At 59.7% G+C, this 25,647-nt stretch carries 24 protein-coding genes; 17 read left to right on the forward strand and 7 right to left on the reverse strand.

All coding sequences use genetic code 11. The annotated features are described in order from the left end of the window. Nucleotides 1-2 precede the first annotated feature (2 nt). From rplR to bfr, 12 genes are all read left to right on the forward strand, one after another. The gene (gene rplR / locus ACYAR8_RS15000) at nt 3-353 is read left to right on the forward strand and encodes a 50S ribosomal protein L18 (RefSeq protein ID WP_037017727.1); all 351 of its coding nucleotides are present in this window, start codon (nt 3-5) and stop codon (nt 351-353) included. Nucleotides 354-356: 3 nt separating this feature from the next. Next, the gene (gene rpsE / locus ACYAR8_RS15005; RefSeq protein ID WP_037017729.1) at nt 357-857 is read left to right on the forward strand and encodes a 30S ribosomal protein S5; all 501 of its coding nucleotides are present in this window, start codon (nt 357-359) and stop codon (nt 855-857) included. Nucleotides 858-859: 2 nt separating this feature from the next. Next, nucleotides 860-1,036: a 50S ribosomal protein L30 gene (rpmD, locus tag ACYAR8_RS15010; protein ID WP_028621547.1), complete on the forward strand. Its 177-nt coding sequence runs from the start codon at nt 860-862 to the stop codon at nt 1,034-1,036. Nucleotides 1,037-1,039: 3 nt separating this feature from the next. Next, entirely contained in the window at nt 1,040-1,471 is a 432-nt protein-coding gene (gene rplO, locus ACYAR8_RS15015) for a 50S ribosomal protein L15 (protein WP_037017733.1), read from the forward strand. Next, nucleotides 1,472-2,803 (forward strand): preprotein translocase subunit SecY, encoded by a 1,332-nt coding sequence (secY, locus tag ACYAR8_RS15020; protein ID WP_065988454.1) that lies wholly within the window; start codon nt 1,472-1,474, stop codon nt 2,801-2,803. A gap of 28 nt (nt 2,804-2,831) precedes the next feature. Continuing rightward, the gene (gene rpmJ / locus ACYAR8_RS15025) at nt 2,832-2,948 is read left to right on the forward strand and encodes a 50S ribosomal protein L36 (protein ID WP_002555468.1); all 117 of its coding nucleotides are present in this window, start codon (nt 2,832-2,834) and stop codon (nt 2,946-2,948) included. A gap of 131 nt (nt 2,949-3,079) precedes the next feature. Continuing rightward, the gene (rpsM, locus tag ACYAR8_RS15030; protein WP_037017739.1) at nt 3,080-3,436 is read left to right on the forward strand and encodes a 30S ribosomal protein S13; all 357 of its coding nucleotides are present in this window, start codon (nt 3,080-3,082) and stop codon (nt 3,434-3,436) included. 30 nt (nt 3,437-3,466) lie between these two features. Further along, nucleotides 3,467-3,856, forward strand: a complete 390-nt coding sequence (gene rpsK / locus ACYAR8_RS15035) for a 30S ribosomal protein S11 (RefSeq protein ID WP_002555466.1) — start codon at nt 3,467-3,469, stop codon at nt 3,854-3,856. 18 nt (nt 3,857-3,874) lie between these two features. After that, nucleotides 3,875-4,495 (forward strand): 30S ribosomal protein S4, encoded by a 621-nt coding sequence (rpsD, locus tag ACYAR8_RS15040; RefSeq protein ID WP_037017742.1) that lies wholly within the window; start codon nt 3,875-3,877, stop codon nt 4,493-4,495. A gap of 22 nt (nt 4,496-4,517) precedes the next feature. Beyond that, entirely contained in the window at nt 4,518-5,519 is a 1,002-nt protein-coding gene (locus ACYAR8_RS15045; protein ID WP_007970428.1) for a DNA-directed RNA polymerase subunit alpha, read from the forward strand. Nucleotides 5,520-5,561: 42 nt separating this feature from the next. Next, nucleotides 5,562-5,948 (forward strand): 50S ribosomal protein L17, encoded by a 387-nt coding sequence (rplQ, locus tag ACYAR8_RS15050; protein WP_074891753.1) that lies wholly within the window; start codon nt 5,562-5,564, stop codon nt 5,946-5,948. A gap of 251 nt (nt 5,949-6,199) precedes the next feature. Further along, nucleotides 6,200-6,664, forward strand: a complete 465-nt coding sequence (gene bfr / locus ACYAR8_RS15055; protein WP_074891756.1) for a bacterioferritin — start codon at nt 6,200-6,202, stop codon at nt 6,662-6,664. Nucleotides 6,665-6,735: 71 nt separating this feature from the next. Here the strand turns inward: bfr and uvrA are convergent, their stop codons facing one another. After that, the gene (gene uvrA / locus ACYAR8_RS15060; protein WP_463580303.1) at nt 6,736-9,570 is read right to left on the reverse strand and encodes an excinuclease ABC subunit UvrA; all 2,835 of its coding nucleotides are present in this window, start codon (nt 9,568-9,570) and stop codon (nt 6,736-6,738) included. A gap of 189 nt (nt 9,571-9,759) precedes the next feature. On the opposite strand from uvrA, the gene ACYAR8_RS15065 reads away from it, so the two are divergent. Together ACYAR8_RS15065 and ACYAR8_RS15070 are read left to right on the forward strand one after the other, a co-directional pair. After that, nucleotides 9,760-11,154 carry an MFS transporter gene (locus ACYAR8_RS15065; RefSeq protein WP_074891760.1) on the forward strand — a complete coding sequence of 465 codons (1,395 nt, stop codon included), beginning with the start codon at nt 9,760-9,762 and terminating at the stop codon, nt 11,152-11,154. Nucleotides 11,155-11,163: 9 nt separating this feature from the next. Continuing rightward, nucleotides 11,164-11,703: a single-stranded DNA-binding protein gene (locus ACYAR8_RS15070; RefSeq protein WP_037017756.1), complete on the forward strand. Its 540-nt coding sequence runs from the start codon at nt 11,164-11,166 to the stop codon at nt 11,701-11,703. A 90-nt stretch (nt 11,704-11,793) separates the two neighbouring features. Here the strand turns inward: ACYAR8_RS15070 and ACYAR8_RS15075 are convergent, their stop codons facing one another. Genes ACYAR8_RS15075 through ACYAR8_RS15085 form a run of 3 tightly spaced genes read right to left on the reverse strand, consistent with a single transcriptional unit; the run spans nt 11,794 to nt 15,312 of the window. Further along, entirely contained in the window at nt 11,794-12,273 is a 480-nt protein-coding gene (locus ACYAR8_RS15075; protein WP_074891762.1) for a nuclear transport factor 2 family protein, read from the reverse strand. Nucleotides 12,274-12,321: 48 nt separating this feature from the next. Beyond that, complete coding sequence (locus ACYAR8_RS15080; protein WP_463580304.1) at nt 12,322-12,900, reverse strand: TetR/AcrR family transcriptional regulator; 579 nt, start codon at nt 12,898-12,900, stop codon at nt 12,322-12,324. 57 nt (nt 12,901-12,957) lie between these two features. Further along, complete coding sequence (locus tag ACYAR8_RS15085) at nt 12,958-15,312, reverse strand: FdhF/YdeP family oxidoreductase (RefSeq protein WP_463580305.1); 2,355 nt, start codon at nt 15,310-15,312, stop codon at nt 12,958-12,960. Between the two features lie 216 nt (nt 15,313-15,528). Between ACYAR8_RS15085 and ACYAR8_RS15090 the strand changes: the two genes are divergently transcribed. Then, nucleotides 15,529-17,691, forward strand: coding sequence for a mechanosensitive ion channel family protein (locus tag ACYAR8_RS15090; protein ID WP_463580306.1), 2,163 nt, complete (start codon nt 15,529-15,531; stop codon nt 17,689-17,691). Between the two features lie 259 nt (nt 17,692-17,950). Here ACYAR8_RS15090 and ACYAR8_RS15095 read toward each other — a convergent pair whose 3' ends face one another. Beyond that, complete coding sequence (locus tag ACYAR8_RS15095) at nt 17,951-22,264, reverse strand: DEAD/DEAH box helicase (RefSeq protein WP_463580307.1); 4,314 nt, start codon at nt 22,262-22,264, stop codon at nt 17,951-17,953. A gap of 191 nt (nt 22,265-22,455) precedes the next feature. Here ACYAR8_RS15095 and ACYAR8_RS15100 point away from each other — a divergent pair, with 191 nt between their 5' ends. Then, complete coding sequence (locus tag ACYAR8_RS15100; protein WP_074891773.1) at nt 22,456-23,340, forward strand: sugar nucleotide-binding protein; 885 nt, start codon at nt 22,456-22,458, stop codon at nt 23,338-23,340. Beyond that, nucleotides 23,333-24,262, forward strand: a complete 930-nt coding sequence (locus tag ACYAR8_RS15105; RefSeq protein ID WP_463580308.1) for an NAD-dependent epimerase/dehydratase family protein — start codon at nt 23,333-23,335, stop codon at nt 24,260-24,262. Before ACYAR8_RS15100 ends, ACYAR8_RS15105 begins: the two co-directional genes overlap by 8 nt. 66 nt (nt 24,263-24,328) lie before the next feature. Here ACYAR8_RS15105 and ACYAR8_RS15110 read toward each other — a convergent pair whose 3' ends face one another. Together ACYAR8_RS15110 and ACYAR8_RS15115 are read right to left on the reverse strand one after the other, a co-directional pair. Beyond that, the gene (locus ACYAR8_RS15110; RefSeq protein ID WP_108121499.1) at nt 24,329-25,015 is read right to left on the reverse strand and encodes an OmpW family outer membrane protein; all 687 of its coding nucleotides are present in this window, start codon (nt 25,013-25,015) and stop codon (nt 24,329-24,331) included. 112 nt (nt 25,016-25,127) lie between these two features. Continuing rightward, nucleotides 25,128-25,637 carry a DUF3299 domain-containing protein gene (locus tag ACYAR8_RS15115; protein WP_463580309.1) on the reverse strand — a complete coding sequence of 170 codons (510 nt, stop codon included), beginning with the start codon at nt 25,635-25,637 and terminating at the stop codon, nt 25,128-25,130. Nucleotides 25,638-25,647: the final 10 nt, after the last annotated feature.

Here is a 25,647-nt window from a genome sequence, read left to right on the forward strand (position 1 = left end):
AAATGACCGTCAAAAAAGTTACCCGACTGCGTCGCGCTCGCAAAGCACGCCTGAAAATGCACGAGCTAGAAGTCGTGCGTCTCTGCGTGTACCGCTCTTCGCAGCACATTTATGCCCAGGTCATCTCGGCCGACGGCAGCAAAGTCCTGGCAAACGCCTCGACTTTGGACAAAGAACTGCGTGATGGCGCCACTGGCAACATCGACGCGGCCACTAAAGTTGGCCAGCTGATCGCTGAGCGTGCGAAAGCCGCCGGTGTATCGCAAGTGGCTTTTGATCGTTCTGGCTTCAAGTACCACGGCCGCGTTAAGGCGCTGGCTGATGCTGCTCGTGAAGGCGGGCTGGAGTTCTAAGTTATGTCAAATAACGACCAAAAACGCGACGAAGGCTACATCGAGAAGCTGGTACAAGTTAATCGCGTAGCAAAAACCGTTAAAGGCGGCCGTATCTTCACCTTCACCGCGTTGACCGTGGTTGGTGACGGTAAAGGGCGCGTTGGCTTCGGCCGTGGCAAGTCACGTGAAGTGCCTGCCGCGATCCAGAAGGCAATGGAAGCTGCTCGCCGCAACATGATCCAGGTTGATCTGAACGGCACTACTCTGCAGTACGCCATCAAGTCCGCTCATGGGGCTTCGAAGGTTTACATGCAGCCTGCGTCGGAAGGTACCGGCATCATCGCTGGCGGCGCAATGCGCGCTGTCCTCGAAGTTGCTGGCGTCCACAACGTTCTGGCCAAGTGCTACGGTTCGACTAACCCGGTCAACGTTGTTCACGCAACGTTCAAGGGTTTGAAAACCATGCAGTCCCCTGAGTCCATCGCTGCTAAGCGCGGCCTGAACGTCCAGGAGATTTTCTGATCATGGCTACCGTTAAAGTAACGTTGATCAAAAGCATGACCGGCCGCATCCCTAACCACAAATTGTGCGTTAAGGGTTTGGGTCTGCGTCGCATCGGTCACACTGTAGAAGTCGTTGATACCCCGGAAAACCGTGGGATGATCAACAAGGCTTACTACATGCTGCGCGTCGAGGGTTAATCGATGAAACTCAATGATCTGAGTCCAGCGCCGGGTTCCCGTCGCGAAAAGCATCGTCCGGGCCGTGGTATCGGTAGTGGTTTGGGTAAGACCGGTGGCCGTGGCCACAAAGGTCAGACCTCCCGCTCCGGTGGCACCATCGCTCCGGGCTTCGAAGGCGGCCAACAGCCGTTGCATCGTCGTCTGCCTAAGTTCGGCTTCGTCTCTTTGAAAGCTATGGATCGTGCTGAAGTTCGCACCTCCGAGCTGGCTAAAGTAGAAGGCGTCGTCACTGTGCAGTCCCTGAAGGATGCCAACGTGATCAACCAAAACGTACAGCGTGTGAAAATCATGCTGTCCGGTGAGGTTACTCGCGCAGTCACCCTTAAAGGTATCGCAGCCACCAAAGGTGCGCGTGCGGCTATCGAAGCAGCTGGCGGCAAGTTCGAGGAATAAATGGCTAAGCAAGGTGCTCTCTCAGCGCTAGGCAAAAGCGGCGGGTTGTCCGAACTCTGGGCTCGTCTGCGTTTCCTGTTCCTGGCGATTATCGTCTATCGGATCGGTGCGCATATCCCAGTTCCGGGTATCAACCCTGACCGTCTGGCGGACCTGTTTCGACAGAATGAGGGGACCATTCTTAGCTTGTTCAACATGTTTTCCGGCGGTGCGCTGGAGCGCATGAGCATTTTTGCACTGGGGATCATGCCGTATATCTCGGCGTCGATCATCATGCAGCTCATGACCGCAGTCAGTCCGCAGCTGGAGCAGTTGAAGAAGGAAGGTGAGGCTGGTCGTCGTAAGATCAGCCAGTACACCCGCTATGGCACCGTAGTCCTGGCCCTGGTTCAAGCTATTGGCATGTCCATTGGTTTGGCCGGGCAGGGCGTTGCGTTCTCAGCAGATATCGGCTTCCACTTCGTCGCAGTCACCACTTTTGTTGCAGGTGCACTGTTCATGATGTGGCTAGGCGAGCAGATCACTGAGCGTGGTGTTGGCAACGGTATCTCGATGTTGATTTTTTCGGGTATCGTTGCCGGTCTTCCGAGAGCGATCGGGCAGTCTTTCGAGTCTGCTCGTCAAGGTGATATCAATATCTTCGCTTTGGTCGCCATCGGTTTGCTGGCAGTAGCGATCATCGGTTTCGTGGTGTTCATCGAGCGTGGTCAGCGTCGTATTGCTGTTCACTACGCGAAGCGTCAACAGGGCCGTAAGGTCTTCGCTGCGCAGACGAGCCACTTGCCGTTGAAAGTGAACATGGCGGGTGTTATTCCTGCCATTTTCGCTAGCAGCATCTTGCTGTTTCCGGCTTCGCTGGGTGCCTGGTTCGGTCAGTCTGAGGGTATGGGCTGGTTGCAGGACATCTCGCAGTCGATCGCACCTGGTCAGCCGTTGAATATTCTGCTGTTTAGTGCAGGGATTATTTTCTTCTGCTTCTTCTATACGGCTTTGATGTTCAATCCGAAAGACGTAGCGGAAAACCTGAAGAAGTCCGGTGCCTTTATTCCGGGCATTCGTCCTGGTGAGCAGTCTGCGCGCTATATTGATGGCGTTCTGACTCGTCTGACCATGTTCGGTGCTCTCTACATGATGGCCGTATGCTTGCTTCCGCAGTTTCTCGTGGTCGCTGCAAACGTGCCGTTTTACCTTGGCGGGACCTCGTTGCTGATCGTGGTCGTGGTTGTGATGGACTTCATGTCCCAAGTGCAATCGCACCTCGTTTCGCACCAGTATGAATCCCTGATGAAGAAAGCCAACCTGAAGGGCTACGGCAGCGGCATGCTGCGCTGAAGCACCCATAAGGTTCGAGGAGTTGGTGATGAAAGTTCGTGCATCGGTGAAAAAGCTGTGCCGCAACTGCAAGATTATTCGCCGCGAAGGTGTTGTTCGAGTAATTTGCAGCGCGGAACCACGTCACAAGCAGCGCCAAGGCTAAATGTGATCTGTGCTAAAAGCCCAGCAGCTAGTGCGCTGCTGGGTTGATTATTTGTTATTACAGCGATATTATCTCGCGCCCTATTTCTTGGCTTCCGGGGCGTAGGTAGCTGTCAATTGGAGTCCCACTGAATGGCCCGTATTGCAGGCGTTAACATTCCAGATAACAAGCATACTGTTATCTCGCTGACCTACATCTATGGTGTTGGTCGCACAACTGCACACAAAATCTGTGCTACTACCGGGGTTAACCCGGCGGTAAAGATCAAAGATCTGAGCGACGAGCAGATTGAACAGCTGCGTGGCGAAGTCGCGAAGTTCACCACTGAAGGTGATCTGCGTCGCGAAATCAACATGAAAATCAAGCGCTTGATGGACCTCGGTTGCTATCGCGGTCTGCGTCATCGTCGTGGTCTTCCAGTGCGCGGTCAGCGTACCAAGACTAACGCGCGTACCCGTAAAGGTCCGCGTAAGCCGATCCGCAAGTAATCGCCCCAGCGAATCGACAGGAATTAAATCATGGCAAAACCTGCTGCTCGTCCTCGTAAAAAAGTTAAAAAGACAGTGGTTGATGGCATCGCCCACATCCATGCATCTTTTAACAACACAATCGTGACCATCACCGACCGTCAAGGTAACGCTCTGTCCTGGGCAACCTCCGGTGGTTCGGGTTTCCGCGGTTCCCGCAAGTCCACGCCGTTTGCTGCTCAAGTAGCTGCTGAACGTGCTGGTCAAGCTGCGCTGGAATACGGCCTGAAAAACCTCGACGTTAACGTCAAAGGTCCAGGTCCAGGTCGTGAATCTGCTGTCCGTGCTTTGAACGGCTGCGGCTACAAGATCGCCAGCATCACCGACGTGACGCCAATCCCGCACAACGGGTGCCGTCCGCCGAAGAAGCGCCGCGTGTAATCCAGGAGATTGTAAAGAATGGCTCGTTACATTGGTCCAAAATGCAAACTCGCTCGTCGCGAAGGCACCGATCTCTTTCTGAAGAGCGGCGTGCGCGCGATCGAATCGAAGTGCAACATCGAAGCAGCACCTGGTATCCACGGCCAACGCCGCGGTCGCCAGTCCGACTACGGCACCCAACTGCGTGAAAAGCAGAAGGTCCGTCGTATTTATGGCGTTCTCGAGCGTCAGTTCAGCGGTTACTACAAAGAAGCTGCCGGCAAGAAAGGCGCAACTGGTGAGAACCTGCTGCAACTGCTCGAATGCCGTCTGGACAACGTTGTGTACCGCATGGGCTTCGGTTCGACTCGTGCCGAATCGCGTCAGCTGGTATCGCACAAGTCGGTAAGCGTAAACGGCAAAACCGTTAACGTTCCGTCCTACCAGGTCCGTGCTGGTGACGTAGTGGCAATTCGCGAAAAAGCGAAGAACCAACTGCGTATCGTCCAGGCTCTCGATCTGTGTGCCCAACGTGGCCGCGTAGAATGGGTAGAAGTAGACACTGAGAAAAAATCTGGCGTCTTCAAAAGCGTTCCAGCTCGCAGTGATCTGTCCGCCGACATCAACGAAAGCCTGATTGTCGAGCTCTACTCCAAGTAAGGGCTAGAAAATAGGTGCATCCATGCAGATTTCGGTAAATGAGTTCCTGACACCCCGCCACATTGATGTGCAGGTTGTCAGTCCGACCCGCGCCAAGATCACTCTCGAGCCTCTCGAGCGTGGTTTCGGCCATACCCTGGGCAACGCGCTGCGCCGCATCCTGTTGTCCTCCATGCCCGGCTGTGCAGTAGTCGAGGCCGAGATTGACGGTGTGCTCCATGAGTACAGCGCCATCGAAGGTGTACAGGAAGATGTCATTGAAATCCTGTTGAACCTTAAAGGTCTGGCTATCAAGCTGCACGGTCGAGACGAAGTTACGCTGACCTTGTCGAAGAAGGGTTCGGGGGTGGTTACCGCTGCCGATATTCAGCTGGATCATGATGTCGAGATCGTTAACCCCGATCACGTAATCGCTAACCTGGCGTCTAACGGCGCCCTGAACATGAAGCTCGTCGTAGCTCGTGGTCGCGGTTATGAACCAGCAGACTCGCGTCAGAGCGATGAAGACGAAAGCCGCAGCATTGGTCGCTTGCAGCTCGACTCTTCGTTCAGCCCGGTTCGTCGCATCGCATACGTGGTGGAAAACGCCCGTGTCGAGCAGCGTACCAACCTGGACAAGCTGGTTATTGATCTGGAAACCAACGGTACTCTGGATCCTGAAGAGGCTATCCGTCGTGCAGCAACCATTCTGCAACAGCAGTTGGCTGCGTTCGTCGACCTCAAAGGTGACAGCGAACCCGTTGTAGTCGAACAGGAAGACGAGATCGATCCGATCCTGCTTCGTCCGGTTGACGATTTGGAACTGACCGTACGTTCGGCCAACTGCCTTAAGGCGGAGAACATTTACTACATCGGCGACCTGATTCAGCGCACCGAAGTAGAACTGTTGAAGACTCCGAACCTGGGCAAGAAATCCTTGACCGAGATCAAGGACGTTCTGGCTTCTCGTGGTCTCTCCCTCGGCATGCGCCTCGACAACTGGCCGCCTGCAAGTCTTAAGAAGGACGACAAGGCGACTGCCTGATCGTCGTAATCACCGAACGTAGTGTTTGGTAAGGAATGAACCATGCGTCATCGTAAAAGTGGACGTCACCTGAGCCGTACCAGCTCTCACCGTAAGGCCATGTTCCAAAACATGGCGGTGTCGCTGTTCGAGCACGAGCTGATCAAAACTACCCTGCCGAAAGCCAAAGAACTGCGTCGCGTTGCTGAGCCGCTGATCACCTTGGCCAAGATTGACAGCGTTGCTAACCGTCGTCTGGCATTTGACCGTACCCGTTCGAAAGAAATGGTCGGCAAACTGTTCAACGATCTGGGCAAGCGTTATGCAACTCGTGAGGGTGGCTACCTGCGCATCCTCAAGTGCGGCTTCCGCGCTGGCGACAACGCGCCAATGGCGTACGTCGAACTGGTTGACCGTCCTGTCGGTGGCTCTGTAGAAGCCGCTGAATAAGACATCAGTCAATACAAAGAACCGGGCCCAGTGCCCGGTTTTTTGTTTCCTGCCAAAACCACTTTTTAAGCCTGAATTGCGCCCACAACGAGCTGATTCTAAGTGCTAAACGGAACCTTCCTCATTTACCCGTCTTTTCGACACCAAATGCCCGAATTTCGCAGTATTTCTACTGTTATTTGTCCTCTCGCTGGGTGACCAACCAGTCTTGTTGGTTCAAACTAACGCCTTTCACGAGGAGATGGACGGCGATGCAAGGCCACCCCGATGTAATTGATTACCTCAACACGCTGTTGACTGGCGAACTGGCTGCGCGCGACCAGTATTTCGTCCACTCGCGGATGTACGAAGATTGGGGTTTCAGCAAGCTGTACGAACGCATCAACCACGAGATGGAAGAAGAGGCTCAACACGCTGATGCGTTGATGCGCCGGATTCTGATGCTCGAAGGCACACCCCGCATGCGTCCTGACGATCTTGACGTGGGCACCACGGTGCCTGAGATGCTCGCCAGTGACCTTCGTCTTGAGTACAAGGTGCGAGCCGCACTGTGCAAAGGTATTGCGCTCTGTGAGCAACACAGAGATTACGTCAGCCGTGACATCCTCCGCATCCAGCTCGCTGACACCGAAGAAGACCACACTTACTGGCTTGAAAAGCAGCTGGGCCTGATCAAATCCATCGGCCTCCAGAACTACCTTCAGTCGCAATTCTGAACACTGCGACCGTCGCAAAAAAAAGCCCCTGCCGCGTATCGCGACAGGGGCTTTTTGTTACAGTCATGGGATCAAGCGCGATCGCGCTCCAGAAGCGGCTTCAGATAGTGGCCGGTGTAGGACTGTTTCATGTCCGCTACCTGTTCTGGCGTACCGGTTGCGATGATTTGTCCGCCTTTCGAACCGCCTTCAGGACCCAAATCAACTAGCCAATCGGCGGTCTTGATCACGTCCAGGTTGTGCTCGATCACCACGACCGTGTTGCCGTGGTCACGCAGGCGATGCAAGACGTCGAGCAATTGCTGGATATCCGCGAAATGCAGACCCGTGGTGGGCTCATCAAGGATGTACAGGGTCTTGCCGGTGTCACGCTTGGACAGCTCGCGAGACAACTTCACGCGCTGCGCTTCACCACCGGAAAGCGTGGTCGCCGACTGACCCAACTTGATGTAGGACAAGCCCACATCCATCAGCGTCTGCAGCTTCCGTGCAAGGGCAGGCACGGCGTCGAAGAACGTCCTTGCCTCCTCGATCGTCATTTCCAGGACCTCGTGGACGTTTTTGCCCTTGTACTTCACCTCGAGAGTCTCACGGTTGTATCGCTTGCTCTTGCACACATCGCAAGGCACATAGATGTCAGGCAGGAAATGCATCTCGACCTTGATCAGGCCGTCGCCCTGGCAGGCCTCGCAGCGTCCGCCCTTGACGTTGAAGGAGAAGCGGCCAGGCCCGTAACCACGAGATCTCGATTCAGGCACGCCAGCGAACAATTCACGGATCGGTGTGAAAAGGCCGGTATACGTCGCAGGGTTTGACCGTGGTGTGCGCCCGATTGGGCTCTGGTCGATATCGACGACTTTATCCAGGTGCTGCAGACCGTCGATGCTGTCGTGTGCCGACGCCTCAAGCGTCGTTGCGCCATTGAGGGCTGTGGCGCTGAGCGGAAACAGTGTGTTGTTGATCAGCGTCGACTTGCCCGAACCCGATACACCTGTTACGCAGGTCAGCAAGCCGATTGGAATTTCCAGATCGACATTGCGCAGGTTGTTGCCCCGCGCGCCTTTGAGTTTGAGCGACAGCTTCTTGTTACGAGGCGTACGCTTGGCCGGCACGGCGATCTTCACGCGGCCCGACAGGTATTTGCCCGTCAACGAATCCGGATGATCCATCACTTCCTGTGGCGTGCCCTCCGCAACGATCTGGCCGCCATGCACGCCCGCACCCGGGCCGATGTCGACCACGTAGTCGGCGAGTCGAATCGCGTCCTCGTCGTGCTCAACCACGATCACGGTATTGCCGATGTCTCGCAGGTGCCGCAACGTGTCGAGCAGCCGATCGTTATCGCGCTGATGCAGACCAATTGAGGGCTCATCGAGGATGTACATCACGCCGACCAGGCCGGCACCGATCTGGCTGGCCAGACGAATTCGTTGCGCCTCACCGCCAGAGAGCGTATCGGCGCTGCGGTCCAGTGTCAGGTAGTCCAGCCCGACGTTGACGAGGAACTGCAGGCGCTCGCGAATCTCCTTGAGAATCTTGTCAGCGATTTCACCGCGGCGACCCGTGAGCTTCAGCTCACCAAAATAATGCGTAGCGTCGCCGATTGGCATATTGGTGACAGCGGGCAGTGTCTTCTCGCCGACCCAGACGTGACGAGCTTCACGGCGCAGCCGCGTGCCACGACATTCGGGGCAGGGCTGCGTACTGAGAAACTTCGCCAATTCCTCTCGAACCGTAGTCGATTCGGTTTCGCGATAGCGGCGCTCCAGGTTGGGAACGATGCCTTCGAACGGGTGCGCACGTTTGACGATGTCGCCACGGTCGTTCAAGTACCGAAAGTCGACACTGTCCTTGCCGCTGCCGCCCAGCAGGACCTTCTGCAAATCGGCAGGCAGCTCCTTGAACGGCACCTCGAGGCTGAAGCCGTAATGCTTCGCCAACGAGCCCAGCATCTGGAAGTAATAGACGTTTCGCCTGTCCCAGCCACGAATCGCGCCTTCTGCCAGCGTCAGTTCGCCATTGACCAGACGCTTGGTGTCGAAGAATTGCTTCACACCCAAGCCGTCGCAGGTCGGGCATGCGCCGGCGGGGTTGTTGAACGAGAACAGCTTTGGCTCCAGTTCGCTGATCGCGTGTCCGCAGATCGGGCAAGCGAAGCGGGCGGAGAAAATGATCTCTTCGCCTGGCTCATCGTCCATCGGCGCGACCAGTGCAATGCCGTCTGCCAGCTTCAACGCGGTTTCGAAGGATTCGGCCAGACGCTGTTGCAGGTCCGAGCGCACCTTGAAGCGGTCAACCACGACATCGATCGAGTGCTTCTTCTGTTTATCAAGTTTTGGCAGTTCGTCCAGCTCGCACAGCCGGCCATTCACCCGAGCGCGCACGAAACCCTGAGCGCGAAGCTCTTCGAAGACTGCCAGGTGCTCGCCTTTACGCTCCCGTACCACGGGGGCAAGCAGCATCAGCTTGGCGCCTTCGGGCTGCGCCAGGACTAGGTCGACCATCTGGCTGACGGTTTGCGCCTCCAGAGGAATGTCGTGATCCGGGCAACGCGGCTGACCGACGCGCGCATACAGCAGACGCAGGTAGTCGTAAATCTCGGTGATGGTGCCCACGGTCGAGCGCGGGTTGTGGGACGTGGACTTCTGCTCGATGGAGATGGCCGGGGAGAGGCCTTCAATCGTGTCGACGTCCGGCTTCTCCATCATCGACAGGAACTGACGCGCGTAGGCGGACAGCGATTCGACGTAGCGGCGCTGGCCCTCGGCGTAGAGCGTATCGAACGCCAGGGACGATTTTCCTGAGCCGGACAATCCGGTGATGACGATCAGCTTGTCGCGTGGAAGGGTCAGGTCGATGTTCTTCAGGTTGTGGGTTCGAGCCCCACGAATCAAGATCTTGTCCAAAGCTGGCCTCGCACGGCGGGCGTGTAAAACGTGGAAGTATACGGGGAAATACTGGATGGATACACACTATCGAGGATCTCGCCGCCTTACTCGGAATAAAGAATATTCCTGCGATGCGCGGCAAACCGTCGTATGTGCTCTAAACGATGGGACTGGTAGAATCGCCGCCGGTTCATACGAGGTTCCTTCATGCACGATTCTCACAGCGAGCGCATGAGCGGCAGCGAAACCCGCGCCGCGGGCGGTCTGGCGCTGGTGTTCGCCTTCCGTATGCTTGGCATGTTCATGGTGCTGCCCGTCCTCGCCACTTACGGGATGGACTTGGCCGGCGCGAGTCCGGCGCTCATCGGTCTGGCGATCGGCGCCTACGGCCTGACCCAAGCGGTATTGCAGATTCCGTTCGGCATCATCTCCGATCGCATTGGCCGTCGCCCCGTCATTTATCTGGGATTGATCGTGTTTGCGCTCGGCAGTGTGCTGGCGGCCCAGTCGACCTCGATCTGGGGCGTGATCGCCGGCCGGGTCCTGCAAGGCGCGGGCGCTATCTCCGCGGCGGTCATGGCCTTGCTGTCGGATCTGACCCGTGAGCAGCATCGCACCAAAGCCATGGCAATGATCGGCATGACCATTGGCGTGTCGTTCGCCGTTGCAATGGTGGTCGGCCCCATTCTGACCAGTGCATTCGGATTGTCCGGTCTGTTCCTGGCGACCGGCGCCATGGCGCTGGTCGGCGTGGCGATCGTTGCCTTCGTCGTACCTAAGTCAACGGTGACCCTGCAGCACCGGGAGTCCGGTCTGGCGCGGCAGGCGTTGGGCGCGACGCTTCGTCATCCCGACCTGCTGCGTCTGGACTTGGGTATCTTCGCGTTGCACGCCATGCTGATGTCCAGTTTCGTGGCATTGCCGCTGGCGCTGGTCGAAAAAGCCGGGTTGCCCAAGGAGCAGCACTGGTGGGTATATCTCACAGCGCTGCTGATTTCTTTCTTCGCGATGATCCCTTTCATCATCTACGGCGAAAAAAAGCGTCAGATGAAGCGCGTCTTGCTCGGCGCCGTACTGGTGCTGATGCTCACTGAGCTATTCTTCTGGGAGTTCGGCGACACGCTGCGAGCGCTGGTCATCGGTACCGTGGTCTTCTTTACCGCGTTCAATTTGCTTGAAGCGTCGCTGCCGTCGCTGATCAGCAAAGTGTCTCCGGCGGGCGGGAAGGGCACGGCGATGGGGATTTATTCCACCAGTCAGTTCCTGGGTTCGGCAGCGGGCGGGATTCTCGGAGGGTGGCTTTTCCAGCACGGCGGACTGGATGTGGTGTTCCTTGGCGGCGCCGGGCTGGCCGCCATCTGGCTGGCGTTTGCTGTTACCATGCGCGAACCTCCCTACGTAACCAGCCTTCGCTTGCCGTTGTCGCCCGAGGCTCAACGCGACACAGGCCTTGCCGATCGCGTGTTGGCCGTACGTGGAGTAACAGATGCAGTAGTGGTGGCCGATGAGGCTGCCATCTATATCAAATTTGACAAAGAACTGTTGGATCGGGCGTCTTTCGACGAAGTGGTCAATCCAGCGTCGGAAACGTGTGAAGCCTAGGAGAACGTTATGGCCCGTGGGGTAAACAAAGTCATATTGGTCGGCACATGCGGCCAGGATCCCGAAGTCCGCTACATGCCTAACGGTAATGCCGTGACCAACCTGAGTCTGGCTACAAGCGAACAGTGGACCGACAAGCAAACCGGTCAGAAGGTCGAGAAGACCGAATGGCACCGTGTCTCGATGTTCGGCAAAGTCGCCGAAATCGCCGGCGAGTATCTGCGCAAGGGTTCGCAAGTCTACATCGAAGGCAAGCTGCAGACCCGCGAATGGGAAAAAGACGGCATCAAGCGTTACACGACTGAAATCGTCGTCGACATGCAAGGCACCATGCAGTTGCTCGGTGGCCGTCCTCAAGGCGACGGCGCCCCTCAGGGCCAGGGTGGTGGCGGTTATCAGAACTCCCAAAACTCAGCGCCGCGTCCGCAGCAACAGGCACGCCCGCAGCAGTCCGCTCCTCAGCCACAGCGCGAGTCGCGTCCTGCGCCGCAACAAGCGCCGCAGCCAGCGCCTGATTTCGACAGCTTCGATGACGACATCCCGTTCTAAGCAGCGCGTTATCCAACCGCGATAACGCTGCAAACAAAAGCCCCCGCACAGCTCAGCTGTTGGGGGCTTTGTTTTGGGTCGCGTCAGGGATTACAGGCCCAGATCCGATAACCCGGGATGATCATCAGGACGGCGGCCCAAGGGCCAGTGAAACTTGCGATCCGTTTCTTTGATCGGCATGTCATTGATGCAGGCAAAACGTCGCGCCATCAAACCGTCTTCATTGAATTCCCAGTTCTCGTTACCGTACGAACGGAACCAGTTGCCTGAGTCGTCGTGCCATTCGTAGGCGTAACGGACCGCGATGCGATTGTCGGTGAACGCCCACAGCTCTTTGATCAGGCGGTAGTCGAGCTCCTTGTTCCACTTGCGGATCAGGAAATTTTTCGCCTCCTCGCGGTTCTCGACAAAATCGGCGCGATTGCGCCATTGGGTGTCGAGTGTGTAGGCCAGCGAGACTTTTTCAGCGTCCCGGCTGTTCCAGCCATCTTCCGCGAGGCGAACCTTTTGGATGGCGGATTCTCGGGTGAAAGGGGGAAGTGGCGGGCGAGTCTGGGCATTGGACGACATAGGGACCTCCAGGCGGTGATGATTCGGCGGTGGGTGGGACGTGTGTGGCTAGGGACTGATACGCAAGCGCTGTTCAAGCATTGACTGCGCAACAGCCCTGGCGCTCTCTGCAGCGCTGTAGTCACCCATGACGCGTGCGACGGTAATCGCGCCATCCATGAGGATGAGTAGCTGTTTGGCCAAGACTTGCGGATCGGCAATACCGAGCTGTTCGCAGAGCTCCAGCGTGTAATCCAGCAGCTTCTGTTTGTGCAGCCTGGCGATCAGACGGATGGGGTCCTGTGGGTCGCCGATTTCGCCTGCCGTATTGATAAATGCGCACCCGCGAAAGCCTTCGGACTCGAACCAGCCTTTGAGCACGTCAAACATATTCAGGATGCGCGCTTGAGGGGTGTCGGCCTTGTCTGACTCGGTTCGGAACCAGTCCATCCAGCGCACGTCACGGGCGTTGAGCGCAGCGGCGGCCACGTCGTCTTTGGTGGCGAAGTAGCGATAGATGCTTTTCCTCGCAACGCCCGACGTCTTCACCAGAAGGTCCATGCCGGTGGCCTGGATACCGTTCTGGTAAATGAGCTGTTCGGCAGTCGCGAGGATTTTCTCGCGGGTGTTGGTCGTCGATGTATTCATGACCCAAAAGGTAGAACGTACGTTCTCCTGCGTCAAGCCGCTCTTTCAAAAACAGTCTCAACGCACCTGATCGGATTCCGGCAGCGCACGTTTCAACTCGTCTGCGCTGGGTGAGGCTTTGGCCAGCGTAACGGGGATGGATTTAGCCGCAGGCACCTTGCTGCGTTCGGCGTGGTGCCACAGCGGAACAAGGGGATTGCACTCAGGGTAATACGCCGCGCAGCAGTTCTCGGGGATGTCATAGGCAATGATCTGCAGAGGCCCCACCGAGCGCGTGACCTGCGGCTCGATGGCGGTGGTGACGTTCACCCAGTCTCCCGGCTTGAAGCCCAGTCGGAGGACATCGTTGCGGTTCATGAAGATCACCGCGCGGGTGCCGCTGACGCCGCGGAAGCGATCTTCGTAGCCGTAGATCGTGGTGTTGAACTGGTCATTGCTGCGCAGCGTCATCAGTTGCAGCACGTCACGGCGAGTGTGGTTCGGGTACACGTCATCGTTTTCTTCGAGCAGTTCGGGCGTGATGAACATCGCGCGGCCACTCTCGGTTTTCCATTCACGCTTCGCTGCGGCAATGGGGCGATGAAAGCCGCCGGTTTCCCACATGCGGGTTTCCATTTCGTGAAAAATCTCCGGGTAGACCTGAGCGATGCCTTGACGAATCAGCTTGTAATCGCGGCGCCAGGCGTCCCAATCGATTCGAGTGGCACCGGGTAATGTTGCCTCGGCGATGCCGGAAAGGATGGCGACTTCAGCGCGGGCGTGGCCGCTGGCCGGTTCGCTATTACCCTGCCAGGCCCGCACGCAGCCGGTGCTGTCTTCGGTGGTATAAACCTGCTCGACGCCGTTTTGCATATCCTTTTCGATGCGTCCGAGGCAGGGCAGGATCCACGCGTTCTTGCCCGGCACCAGGTGAGTGCGGTTCAGCTTCGTGGCGATCTGAACGTTCAGGTCCAAGGTATTCCAGGCCGGCTCCATGCGGGACGTATCCGGGATCGCTCGTAGAAAATTCCCGCCGAGCCCGATGAATCCGCGCACGCTCCCGTCCAGCAGTCCTTCGCAGGTCTCAACAGTGTTCAAGCCTTTTTTTGACGGCACCGAGAAGCCATACAGTGCCTCAATCTTATCCACAGGAACCTTCTTCGGGTCTTCGGTAATGCCGACGGTGCGTTGGCCCTGCACGTTGGAGTGACCGCGCACCGGGCAGATGCCGGCGCCGCGCTTGCCGATGTTGCCGCGCAGCAGGAGCAGATTCACAAGCATCTGCACATTGGTCACGCCGCGCCGGTGCTGGGTGATGCCCATGCCGTAAACCAGCATCACGCGCTCGTGTCTGGCGTACACCGTCGCCACTGCCTCCAGTGCACTGCGACTAAGTCCTGCCTGACGCTCAATGGTTTCCCACGGCGTTTCAAGCACGCAGTTGCAGAACTCGGCGAACCCTTCGGTGTGCTGGGCAATGAACGCCTGATCGATGATCCCGGGCTGCCCCTTCGCCAGCGCCGCCTCGTCCATTTCAAACAGCGATTTGGCAATGCCCAGCACAACCGCCGTGTCGCCGCCTATCGCCAACTGATGGTATTGGGTGCTGATGACGGTCGACTTCGGCCCGAGCATCTCCACGGGAGACTGGGGATTGACGAAGCGCTCGAGGCCGCGCTCGCGAATCGGGTTGAACGTGATGATCGGCACGTCACGCTGCCGGGCTTCTCGCAGCTGATGCAGCATCCGCGGGCTGTTACTGCCTACGTTCTGGCCAAAAAACAGGATGCAGTCGGTGTGCTCGAAGTCATCCAGCGTCACGGTTCCTACCGGTACGCCGATACTTTCCTGTAAACCGACCGAGGTGCTCTCGTGGCACATGTTCGAGCTGTCAGGCAGGTTGTTGTTGCCGTAGGCGCGGGCGATGAGCTGGTACATGAACGACGTTTCCAGCGAGGCCCGGCCCGACGCATAAAAGACCACGCTCTCGGGCGTCATGCTTTTCAGCTGCGCGCCAATGTCACGGTAGGCGTCCTCCCACGTGGTTTCCTGATAACGATCGCTCGCGGCGTTGTACCGCATGGGGTGCGTGAGGCGGCCCTGTTGCTCAAGGTCGTAATCGGGCCACTGGCGCAGTTCGGTGAGCGTGTGACGGCCGAAGAAGGCCGGGTCGGTCTTCCGCGACGTCAGCTCCCAGGCCGTGGCCTTCGCGCCGTTTTCGCAGAACTCCAGGCTGTGGGGCTTGCCGGGCTTGGCCCATGCGCAGCTGACGCAGGCAAACCCGCCTGGCTTGTTTTGTTTGATCAGCGGCAGGCCTGCTCGAATCGGCGCCTGCTCGCGCCAGAGGATCTCCATCACCGACTTAGCCGAGCCCCAACCGCCAGCGGCAGAGGTGTAGGGGCGGAAATGAGCTTTAGGATGGATGAGTGTCATGAAGGGGATCCTCGGCGGACGGGCGCACTGGAGACAGTCGCCCTCGTAAGGCTACGACGAAGCGGCTCGGTAAAGGTTCGTTACATTTACTGGTGAACGGACCGTCAACGGCCAACATGACGATTGCGTGTCCGAGCGAACTTGCCGAGTGAAATCCGATCAGTGTCAGAGGGCCGTTTTTTTCACGGTTCCCTGATCGAAGGAGTGACTCGCGTTTTGCCGAATTTCAAACCCTTTCTGTTGCTTTGCCTGCTGTTGAGCGTTTGCAGCGTCAACGCTCAAGCCGCCGAAGCCCCCGCCGCAACCACTGCTCCTGCTGCCGCAACTGCCGACCCGGCGCCGGTGGATCCCGCCAAAGCGGAGATTCTGGTCAAAGGCGGATTGCTCGGCGCCATCAGTTCCAGCATCGACAGCGTGCAAGACAAGCTCGATGTGGATGGCCACTTGCTCGACTCCTGGCGCCTGCGGGCCGACCGAGCCGCTGACGAGATCGACGCGCTGGTCAACAAACCGCAGTCGCGCTCACCGTGGCGAATCACCGGCGATTTCGTGATGCTGTCGCTGGTGTGGGCGGGGGCATTCCTACTGCTCAACCGCATCGGCGCGTTTCTCGTGACCCGGTTATCACGGCACCGTTTTTTGATTCGCCGCGATCGCGTGGTCGGGGTGCTGGGCTATGTGCTGCCATACATGGTGCCAGCGCTCATCTGTCTGCCGCTGACGCTGTACGTCAGTCATTTCATGCCGACGTCGGTGGGGCGTGCGCTGGCGCTGTGTCTGGCTTACTCGACCAGCAGCGGGATTTTCTCCACCTCGGTGCTGCTGTCGCTGATCGTGCTGTTCAACTCGGGCCACAAACGGCCGGCGGTGCGGATCATTCGTCACTACGCGCCGCACCCGTTGTTCATCATCGGATTCCTCGCGGCGCTGAGTGATGCGTTGACCAGCCCTCAGATTGCCAGACTGTTCGGCGGCAACGTGACCACCAGCATCGCCGCGTTCACCGGGCTGATGGCGTCGGTCATGTTTGGCATGGTCGTCATCCGCATGCGCCGGCCGATCGCGCATCTGATCCGCAACCGTCCCCTTGCCGCCCGGTTGGCGCGGCCGGCGGTGCAACAGACGCTGAAAATCTTCTCCAGCCTGTGGCATTTGCCGATCCTGCTGATGATTCTGGTCTCGGCGGTAAACCTGATCGGTGCTGGTGAAGGCAGTCAGGAAGCCCTGCGTTGCGCGTTGCTGACCACGGTGCTGTTGATTGGCTCGGTGTTTCTCAGCACTTTGTTCCAGCACATGTTCAAGCCCACCGAGGTGCGCACCAATAGTGTTTATAAGGAGCGTCTGCTGAGCCTGTTACACGCGGTCATGCGTATCGCGCTGGCGATCGGCTTCATCGAGTTGCTGGGGCGGATCTGGGGTTTCTCGCTGTTTGAATTTGCCCAGCGCAATGCCCTGGGCAAGGTGATCAGCGATTCGCTGAGCAGCATCGGTCTGATTCTGCTGGTGACCTGGCTGCTGTGGGTGGTGATGGACACGGCGATTCAGGAAGCCCTGAAGCCTCCGGCCAATGGACGTTCCGCGCGTCAGCCGAGCACGCGGGTGAAGACCATTCTGCCGCTGTTGCGCAACGCGATGAAGATCATCCTGGTGGTGATCTGCACCATCACGACCATGGCCAACCTGGGCATCAACGTCGCGCCGCTGCTGGCCGGTGCGGGCGTTGTCGGTCTGGCAATTGGTTTCGGTTCGCAACAGCTGGTTCAGGATGTCATTACCGGGCTGTTCATCATCATTGAAGACACCATCTCCATCGGCGACTGGGTGGTGCTGGATTCGGGCCACGCCGGTACGGTCGAAAGCCTGACGATTCGCACCCTGCGTCTGCGCGACGGCAAGGGCTTCGTGCATTCGGTGCCGTTCGGGCAGATCAAGGCGGTCACCAACCAGTCGCGTCAGTTCGCGTATGCGTTTTTCTCGTTCCAGTTCACTTACGACACGGACGTGGATGCGGCGACCTCGCTGATTCGCGAAGCGGGTCAGTCGATCAGCGATGATCTACTGCTGGCGAGCAAACTGCAGGGCCCGCTGGAAGTGTTCGGGCTGGACCGGATGGACATGAACGGGATCGTCATCACCGCGCAGTTCCGTACGTCATCGGGCGGGCAGTACGCGGTGAGCCGTGCGTTCAACGATCGACTCAAGCGACTTGTGGATAAGTCGGCTGAGGTGCGATTCGCGCAAACTTATCCACAACTGGTGATGAGCCCGCACAATCGCCAGGCACCCGAGGGCGAACGTGGCGAGGAGGGCGCAGAGCAACAAGCGCTGCCCGGCAAGACATCCGTGGTGAACAAGGACGGGTCCGAAAGCCCGGTTTGACATACTGGACAGATGGCGCGAGCTCGAAATTGAGCCGGCTTGCTGGCGAAAGCGTCCGGTCAGCCCCTACATAGTTGTCAGACCGGCAAGGTTCGCCAGCAAGCCGGCTCCTTGGATTGGGGCCAACCACAAATCATGTGAGCGACCTAAAGCCACTGTAGGAGCGCGCTTGCCCGCGAAGGCGTCAGCACATCCAACATCGTGATTGCCTGAGGCACCGCCTTCGCCAGCAAGCGACGCCCCAGAGATTGGCTGCGGTCTACCTGAACAATCGATCCCGCACCTGCAACATCAGCGCCTCATCCACTTCGCCCCAGTACTGCGGCTTGCCGGCGATGATGGCGGCGATGGGGATGCCGTCGCGGTAAACCAGCTTGTTGCCCACAATCGCCGGGACTTTCGCGCCGGGCAGCAGCGTCCCGGCGAGGTTGAGCGGGTCGACTCCGCTCACCGCAATCAGGCTGCCGTCAAGCGGGCGATTGCGGACTTCGCGCAATAAAGGGATGGCTTCGGGCAACGCGAACTGCTCACCGGCCAGCCCTGCCACAAAGCGCCCGCCGCGAATCTCGCCGCGGGCCTCAAGACGATGGAACGTGCGCAGCAGCTCGCGCCAGGTCGCCAGCCAGTCGGCCTCGCGCTCCAGCAGGCGCCAGAACACCACGCCGTATCGGCGCAGCAAGGTCATTGCTATGTGCTCCAGCGTGTCGCTGTCGATCCTTTGCGGCGCGCCTTCCTCCTTCGCCGGCGCGCGACGCAGCAACGCCCAGCGCCCGGCATCATCCATGCCGCCAATGAACGCGCCACGGTTGCGTCGACTGGTGTGGCTGCTGCGTTTGCTCGCCGGGGTGATCAGCGCGCGCAGCCCGGCGAAGCTGTCGGCATTGACCAGCCCGGCACCGACCAATTCTTGCAGCGCGGTTTCCAGCTCGGCGCGCAGCAAGTGCGCTTCGCCGGTCAGCTCGTCGAAAAACATCGCGCCCTGGCTCGACAACACCTCATGAACCTTCTGCGCGCGCAGGGATAATTCGGTCGGCGCCGGCTGTTCGGTCAGCCCGGTCCACAGGCGAACCTGCGGTCGCGGCAGCAGCACAATCGGCGTACTGCGCAACGCAGCGCTGCCAACCTTGTTGCGACTGGTCAGACGCATCCACACCACCTTGCCGGACCGACACAGGTCATCCAGCCAGATCGATGAATAGTCCTTCAAGCGCGCTGGAAGCAGATCACTGTCCCACGCGCCTGCCGCCGATGAAAAACCCTCCAGTTGCGCAACGACCTCCGGCAGCGCGGCTTTGCCCTGACTCTGGGTCGTCGCAGACAAGTGCTGCCAATCGAACAGGAATCGAGTGAAGTCCTGCAGCGACACCGGCTCGATTTCGCGACGCAGGCGTTTGACCGTGTAGCGGTGGATGCGCGACAGCAGATGCCGCTCGCACCACTGTTCCTCGCGGGCGTCAGGGCTGAACTGGCCGCGCAGCACATACCCTTCGTTCTCCAGCTGCGCCAGCGCCTGAGCGACCTCGTTCAGTGTCAGCGCCAGCGGCTCGGCAATGGCCGCGACCGTGAGCGGACCGAAACCGCCAAGCCGCGCCCGGACGATCTCCACGCGCGCTTCGTCCTCGCTCCACGCTTCATCGAACCCGGCCAATGCCGCCAACGGCGGGTGCATTTCGGCGGCAGGGTAGACCGCCTGCAAACAGGTCAGCCGCTCCAGGGGAATCCACAGCGCCTGCTCCGGCGTTACCTGCAGGCGTGTGCCCCTGCCTGAGCGAGCCAGACTTTCCAGCCATTTCATCCAGCCGCTGTGCTCGCGGGCCTCAACGCCGGTGATGCACCCCAAGCTCATCAGCGCCTCGTGCATCTCATCGACGTTTTGCGGCTGCGGCCAGGCTTCATCGGCCACCGCTTTGATCGCATCGACGTCCAGCGCGCCGAGATCGTCGGTGGATTCCGGGTCGCTCCAGCGCCGATTGAGCACTGCCTGGGTGCGACGTTCTTCCAGTGGCGCGTTGTCGAGAAACGCATACGGCTTGGCGTTGAGAATTTCCGCCGCCAGCGGCGAGGGCGCGGGCAGATCGCGGCTGACCAGACGCACCTCGCCGTTCTCCATGCGCCGCAGCAGTTTCAGCCAGCCTTCGGCGTCCATGGCTTCGTGCAGGCAATCGTCCAGGGTCTGCTCGATCAGCGGATGCTCAGGGACATCCCGCTCGCCCACCAGATTCTCCATACAGGCGATCTGGTCCGGAAACACCGTGGCGATAAGGTCATCGCTCTTGATCCGTTGCAGCTGTGGCGCCACTTTTCGCCCGCCGGTGTAACGCGGCAGGGCCAGTGCGACACCGGCATTCCAGCGCCAGCGTACGCCGAACAGCGGCGCATCTAGCACCGCCTGAATCAGCAAATGCTCAGCGGAATTGGAATTGAGATAACGCCAGACTTCATCGAGGGCAAAGCTGTGAGTCGTGGACAGCGACAGCACGATGGCGTCCTCACTGGCCGCCGCCTGCAGCTCGAAGTTGAAGGTACGACAGAAGCGCTTGCGCAGGGCCAGCCCCCACGCGCGATTGACCCGGCTGCCGAACGGGGAATGAATCACCAGTTGCGTGCCGCCGGACTGATCGAAAAAGCGCTCGATGATCAGCGTGTCCTGGGACGGCAATGTGCCCAAGGCCGAGTGCGCGCGGGCGAGGTATTCAATGATTTGCTCGGCGCCGGCGAGGTCCAGGCCCAGGCTTTTCATCAGCCAGTCCGTGCAGGCTTGAAGATTGCCGGGGTGGGCGCTGAGCTGCTGGTCGATGTCGGCCTGCAAGCGTGCGACGGCGAACGACAATTCGTCGCTGCGCCCCGGCGCCTCACCCATCCAGAACGGAATGTTCGGCGGCATGCCGTGGGCGTCCTCGACCCGCACGCGGCCGGACTCAATCCGCAGAATCCGGTAGGACGTGTTGCCCAGCTGGAAGATGTCGCCCGCCGCGCTTTCCACGGCGAAATCTTCGTTGACCGTACCGATGTTCAGCGCCTGGGGTTCGAGAACCACGCTGTAGTCGGCGTTGTCCGGAATCGTGCCGCCGCTGGTGACCGCTGTGAGTTTGCTGCCGCGCCGGCCACGCAACGTGCGGGTGACCGCGTCGCGATGCAGGTACGCCGCGCGCACGCCCTGCCGCCCGCTGTAACCCTCGGCGAGCATGCTCAACAGCGCCTGATAATGGCCTTCGTCAACGTCGGCGTAGGGCGAAGCCTTGCGGAACAGCGCCAGCAGGTCCTGCTCCTGCCATTCCTGACAACTCACCTCGGCGATGATCTGCTGCGCCAGCACATCCAGCGGTGCTTTGGGAATGACCAGCGTGTCGAGTTCGCCGCGCCGCACGCAATCCAGCAGCGCCGCGCACTCGATCAAATCGTCCCGGGACACAGCAAACAGCCGTCCCTTGGGCGTGCCGCCGACGTGGTGACCGGAACGGCCGACCCGTTGCAGAAAGGACGCGATGGAGCGGGGCGAGCTGATCTGGCAGACCAGATCGACGTCGCCAATGTCTATCCCAAGTTCAAGCGACGCCGTGGCAATCAGTACTTGCAGGTCACCGCGCTTGAGGCGCTGCTCGGCGTTCAGCCGCTGTTCCTTGGCCATGCTGCCGTGGTGGGCGGCGACTGCTTCTTTGCCCAGTCGCTCGCTCAGATGCCGCGCCATGCGCTCGGCCAGTCGCCGGGTGTTGACGAAGATGAGCGTGGTGCGGTGTTCACGGGCCAGCGCCGCCAGCCGGTCGTAGACCAGTTGCCAGACGTCACTGGACATCACGGCGCTCAAGGCAACCGGCGGCACTTCGATAGCCAGATCCCGAGGGCGCGCGTGGCCGATGTCGACGATGGCGCACGGACGACTGACCGGATCACTGCCGACCAGAAAGCGTGATACGCGCTCGATGGGTTTTTGCGTCGCCGACAGCCCGATGCGCAGCAGCGGCTTTGCACATAGCGCCTGCAAACGCTCGAGGGTCAGGGCGAGATGACTGCCGCGCTTGCCGGCCGCAATCGCGTGAATTTCGTCGACGATGACGGTCTGGGTGCTCGCAAGCATGCGTCGGCCCGAGTCGGACCCCAGCAGCACGTAAAGCGATTCCGGCGTCGTGACCAAAATGTTCGGCGCGGTTTTGCGCATGGCCGTGCGTTCTTTCTGCGGCGTGTCACCGGTGCGCACAGCGGTAGTGATACGCAGCCCGGGCAGGCCCTGCTGGATCAGGTGATCCGTGATGCCCGCCAGCGGGTTTTGCAGATTGATCTGGATGTCGTTGGACAGCGCTTTCAGGGGCGAGACGTACACCACGAAGGTCTCGTCCGGCAGCTCGCCGCCCCGCTCCAGCCCTTGATGGACCAGATCATCGATGACCGCCAGAAACGCCGTCAGGGTTTTCCCGGAGCCGGTCGGCGCGGCAATCAACGTGGATTCGCGGCCCTTGATCAGCGGCCACGCCTGGGCCTGGGCCGCGGTAATGGCCGGAAACGTCGAACGGAACCACGCGCTGACCGCCGGATGGAAGGGGTCGAGCACCGGGTCGGGTTTCTGGGGAAGATTCATCAGCAATTAATGCGGGCGCAGGCAGGCGGATGCAAGGGGCAGATACCGGGCCGAGTGATCGGCGGCGTGCCTCAATACCTTCACGCAGTCCCGCGCGCCCGAGGCTGTTGGGACTTGCCCGTCGGCGTGTTATGTTTGCGGACGTTTTTCACCTATTTTTAATCGACCTGAAGACTGAGCCTGCTGACTCTATGCGAATGCGCCTTATGCTATTGGGCGGCGGAAATGCCCTCGGGCAGGCGTTGATTCGTCTAGGTGCCGAGGAGAACATTGGATTCCTCGCGCCGCGCCCACCGCAAGACGGTTGGGATGCGGCAAGCCTGACGCAACTGCTCGATGACACCCGCCCGGATGCCTTGATCAATCTCGCTTACTACTTCGACTGGTTTCAGGCGGAGCGAGTGAGCGCTGACAGGCTGGATAATCAGGAACGCGCCGTCGAGCGTCTCGCTGAACTGTGCCAGCACCACAATATCGTCCTCGTTCAACCGTCCAGCTACCGTGTGTTCGACGGTTCGCGGGCGACGGCTTACAGTGAAAAAGACGAGCCCGTGCCGCTGGGTTCCCGTGGCCAGGCCTTGTGGCGCATCGAGCAGAGTGTGCGTGCCACCTGCCCGCAGCATGTGCTGCTGCGTTTTGGCTGGCTGCTGGATGACAGCGCCGACGGCGTACTGGGGCGCTTCCTCAGCCGCGCCGAATCCCCCGGTGAATTGCTGCTGGCAGACGATCGTCGCGGCAATCCGACCCCGGTCGACGATGCCGCGAGGGTCATTATTTCGGTGCTCAAACAGCTCGATTGCGCCGCGCCGCTGTGGGGCACTTATCACTACGCCGGACACGAAGCGACTACGCCACTGGCATTCGGTCAGGCTGTATTGACCGAAGCCCGTCTGCTGCGCCCGCTGGCGATCGAGACGCCGACCGCGCAAGCCCATGCCGCGCGTCCGGACGCCAGCGACGAGCCACAGAACGCCGTGCTCGCCTGTAAGAAAATCCTTCACACTTTCGGTATCAAGCCACGCGCCTGGCGTGCCGGCTTGCCCAATCTACTGGACCGCTATTACCGCCATGTCTGATGCTCCTGTCCTCATCACCGGCGGTGCCGGCTTCATTGGTTCGCACCTGACCGACGCGCTGCTCGCCAAGGGCTATGCGGTGCGCATTCTCGACGACCTGTCCACAGGCAAGCGCAGCAACCTGCCGCTGGATAACCCGCGCGTCGAGCTGATCGAAGGTGATGTGGCCGATGCCGCGCTGGTGGCCCGTGCGGCGCTGGGTTGTCAGGCCGTTGCGCACCTGGCTGCCGTCGCGTCGGTGCAGGCCTCGGTGGATGATCCGGTGAAGACGCACCAGAGCAACTTCATCGGCACGCTGAATGTCTGCGAAGCAATGCGCCAGGCCGGCATCAAGCGCGTGGTGTTTGCGTCCAGCGCCGCTGTATACGGCAACAACGGTGAGGGCGAGGCCATCACCGAAGACACTCCGAAAGCACCGCTGACCCCGTATGCGTCGGACAAACTGGCCGGTGAGCACTACTTCGATTTCTATCGTCGTCAGCACGGTTTCGAGCCGGTCGTGTTCCGCTTCTTCAACATCTTCGGCCCGCGTCAGGATCCTTCTTCGCCGTATTCCGGGGTGATCAGCATCTTTGCAGAGCGCGCCGTGAAAGGCCTGCCGATTGCCGTCTTCGGTGATGGCGAGCAGACCCGCGATTTCTTCTACGTTGAGGACCTAGTTGACCTTGTGGTGCAGGGTATCGAGATGCCGACGGTGGCGGAGGGTGCAGTCAATGTCGGCCTGAATGCGACGACTTCGCTCAACGAACTGCTGAGCGCCCTTGCCGAGGTTGTCGGAAGTCTGCCGCCGGTGAGCTACTTGCCGGCACGTTCGGGCGACATCAAGCATTCACGGGCGAGCAATCAGCGTCTGCTTGAGCGTTTCAAAGTGCCCGAGCCGACGCCGCTGAAAGTCGGGCTGGCGCGGCTGCTGGGGCGCTGAAGCCCGCACAGCAAAAAGGCACCGGTGAGGTGCCTTTTTTGTGCCTGCTCGTTGGGGCGTCAGCGCTTAAAACTTGTAGCCCACGCCGACCATGTACACCCACGGATCGACGTCCACGTTCACTTTGGTCCGGCCGACGCCCAGCGCCGACGGACCGTCCAGCGTCGCTTGCGTGTCGATGTCCACATACCAGACGGCGGCGTTGAGCATGATCTTGTCCGTCAGCATGTAGTCCGCGCCGATCTGACCGGCCCAGCCCCAGGAGTTCTTGATGTGCAGGTTGTTCATGCCCTGGCCCTTGCGCTCGCTGCTCAGGTTTTCATCGTAGAACCAGGTGTAGTTCACGCCGACACCGGCGTACGGCTGGAACTTAGACGTCGCGTCCATCGGGTAGTACTGCAGCGACAGGGTCGGCGGCAGCTGCTTCACGTCTGCCAGCTTGCCATCCAGGCCCGGGCCCAGGCCTTTGATCCCAACGGTGTGCTGGAAGGGCGTTGCCGCCAGTAACTCGAGGCCCACGTGGTCGGTGAGCATGTAGGCGAAGGCCAGGCCCAGTTGCGTGTCGCTGTCCAGCGTCGCTTTGGTCCCCGGGACTTTGGTGCCGTCCAGCTTCAGGTTGCCGCTCTCTTCGTTAGGCGCCGTCGTGGCAGCACCGGCCCGGATAATGAAGTCACCGGCCTGGTGGGCTTGAGCGGCGAGGGGGACACCGAGTGCAAGCGCGAGCAGGGGCGCGCTGAGCAGGTACTTGTGCATGGGGGCTCCGTAAGGGCATAAAAGTGTATGCCGTATGTTACGAAGCGTCTACGTCGCGGTTTTTGACCTGGCTCAATGAAAACTGGATTAGGGTGTGCCTGTTAACGGCAACTCACTGCTCATCCGGCATTTCGTACACCAGAATCTTGTCCGCTTCCATCTGGTAACCCGCATCGGCCAATTCGCTGGTCGATGGTTTGACCTGCATCGGGCCTTCGATCCAGTAGGGTTGGTACAGCTCGTCAACCTTCACGCCCAATTCGCTGGTCACGTGGACGATCTGGTTCGGCGGCGGCGGTGGCACGTGAATGCAGGCGCCGAAATACGGCACCAGCAGAAACTCCGTCACCCGGCCTTCCTCGCTGACTTCCAGCGGCACGATATAACCCGGCAGCCGCACCCGCTCGCCGTCCAGCGACTTGACGACCGGCGCATGGGGCGCCAGTTGATGCGCGGCGGGCGCCGACTCGACTGACAGGGTGTCCGCCAGGCTCGACAGGTTATGGATCGGCGCGGTGATCAGCTTCACCGGCGGCGCGTCAGGCGGAATCATTTCCTGCCACGTCAGCACCCGCAGGTCCTGCGCCCACAACGGCGTCGCGGCGAGCATCATCAACAGCATCCAACCCATC

The organism is Pseudomonas sp. HP_01, from assembly GCF_055284355.1.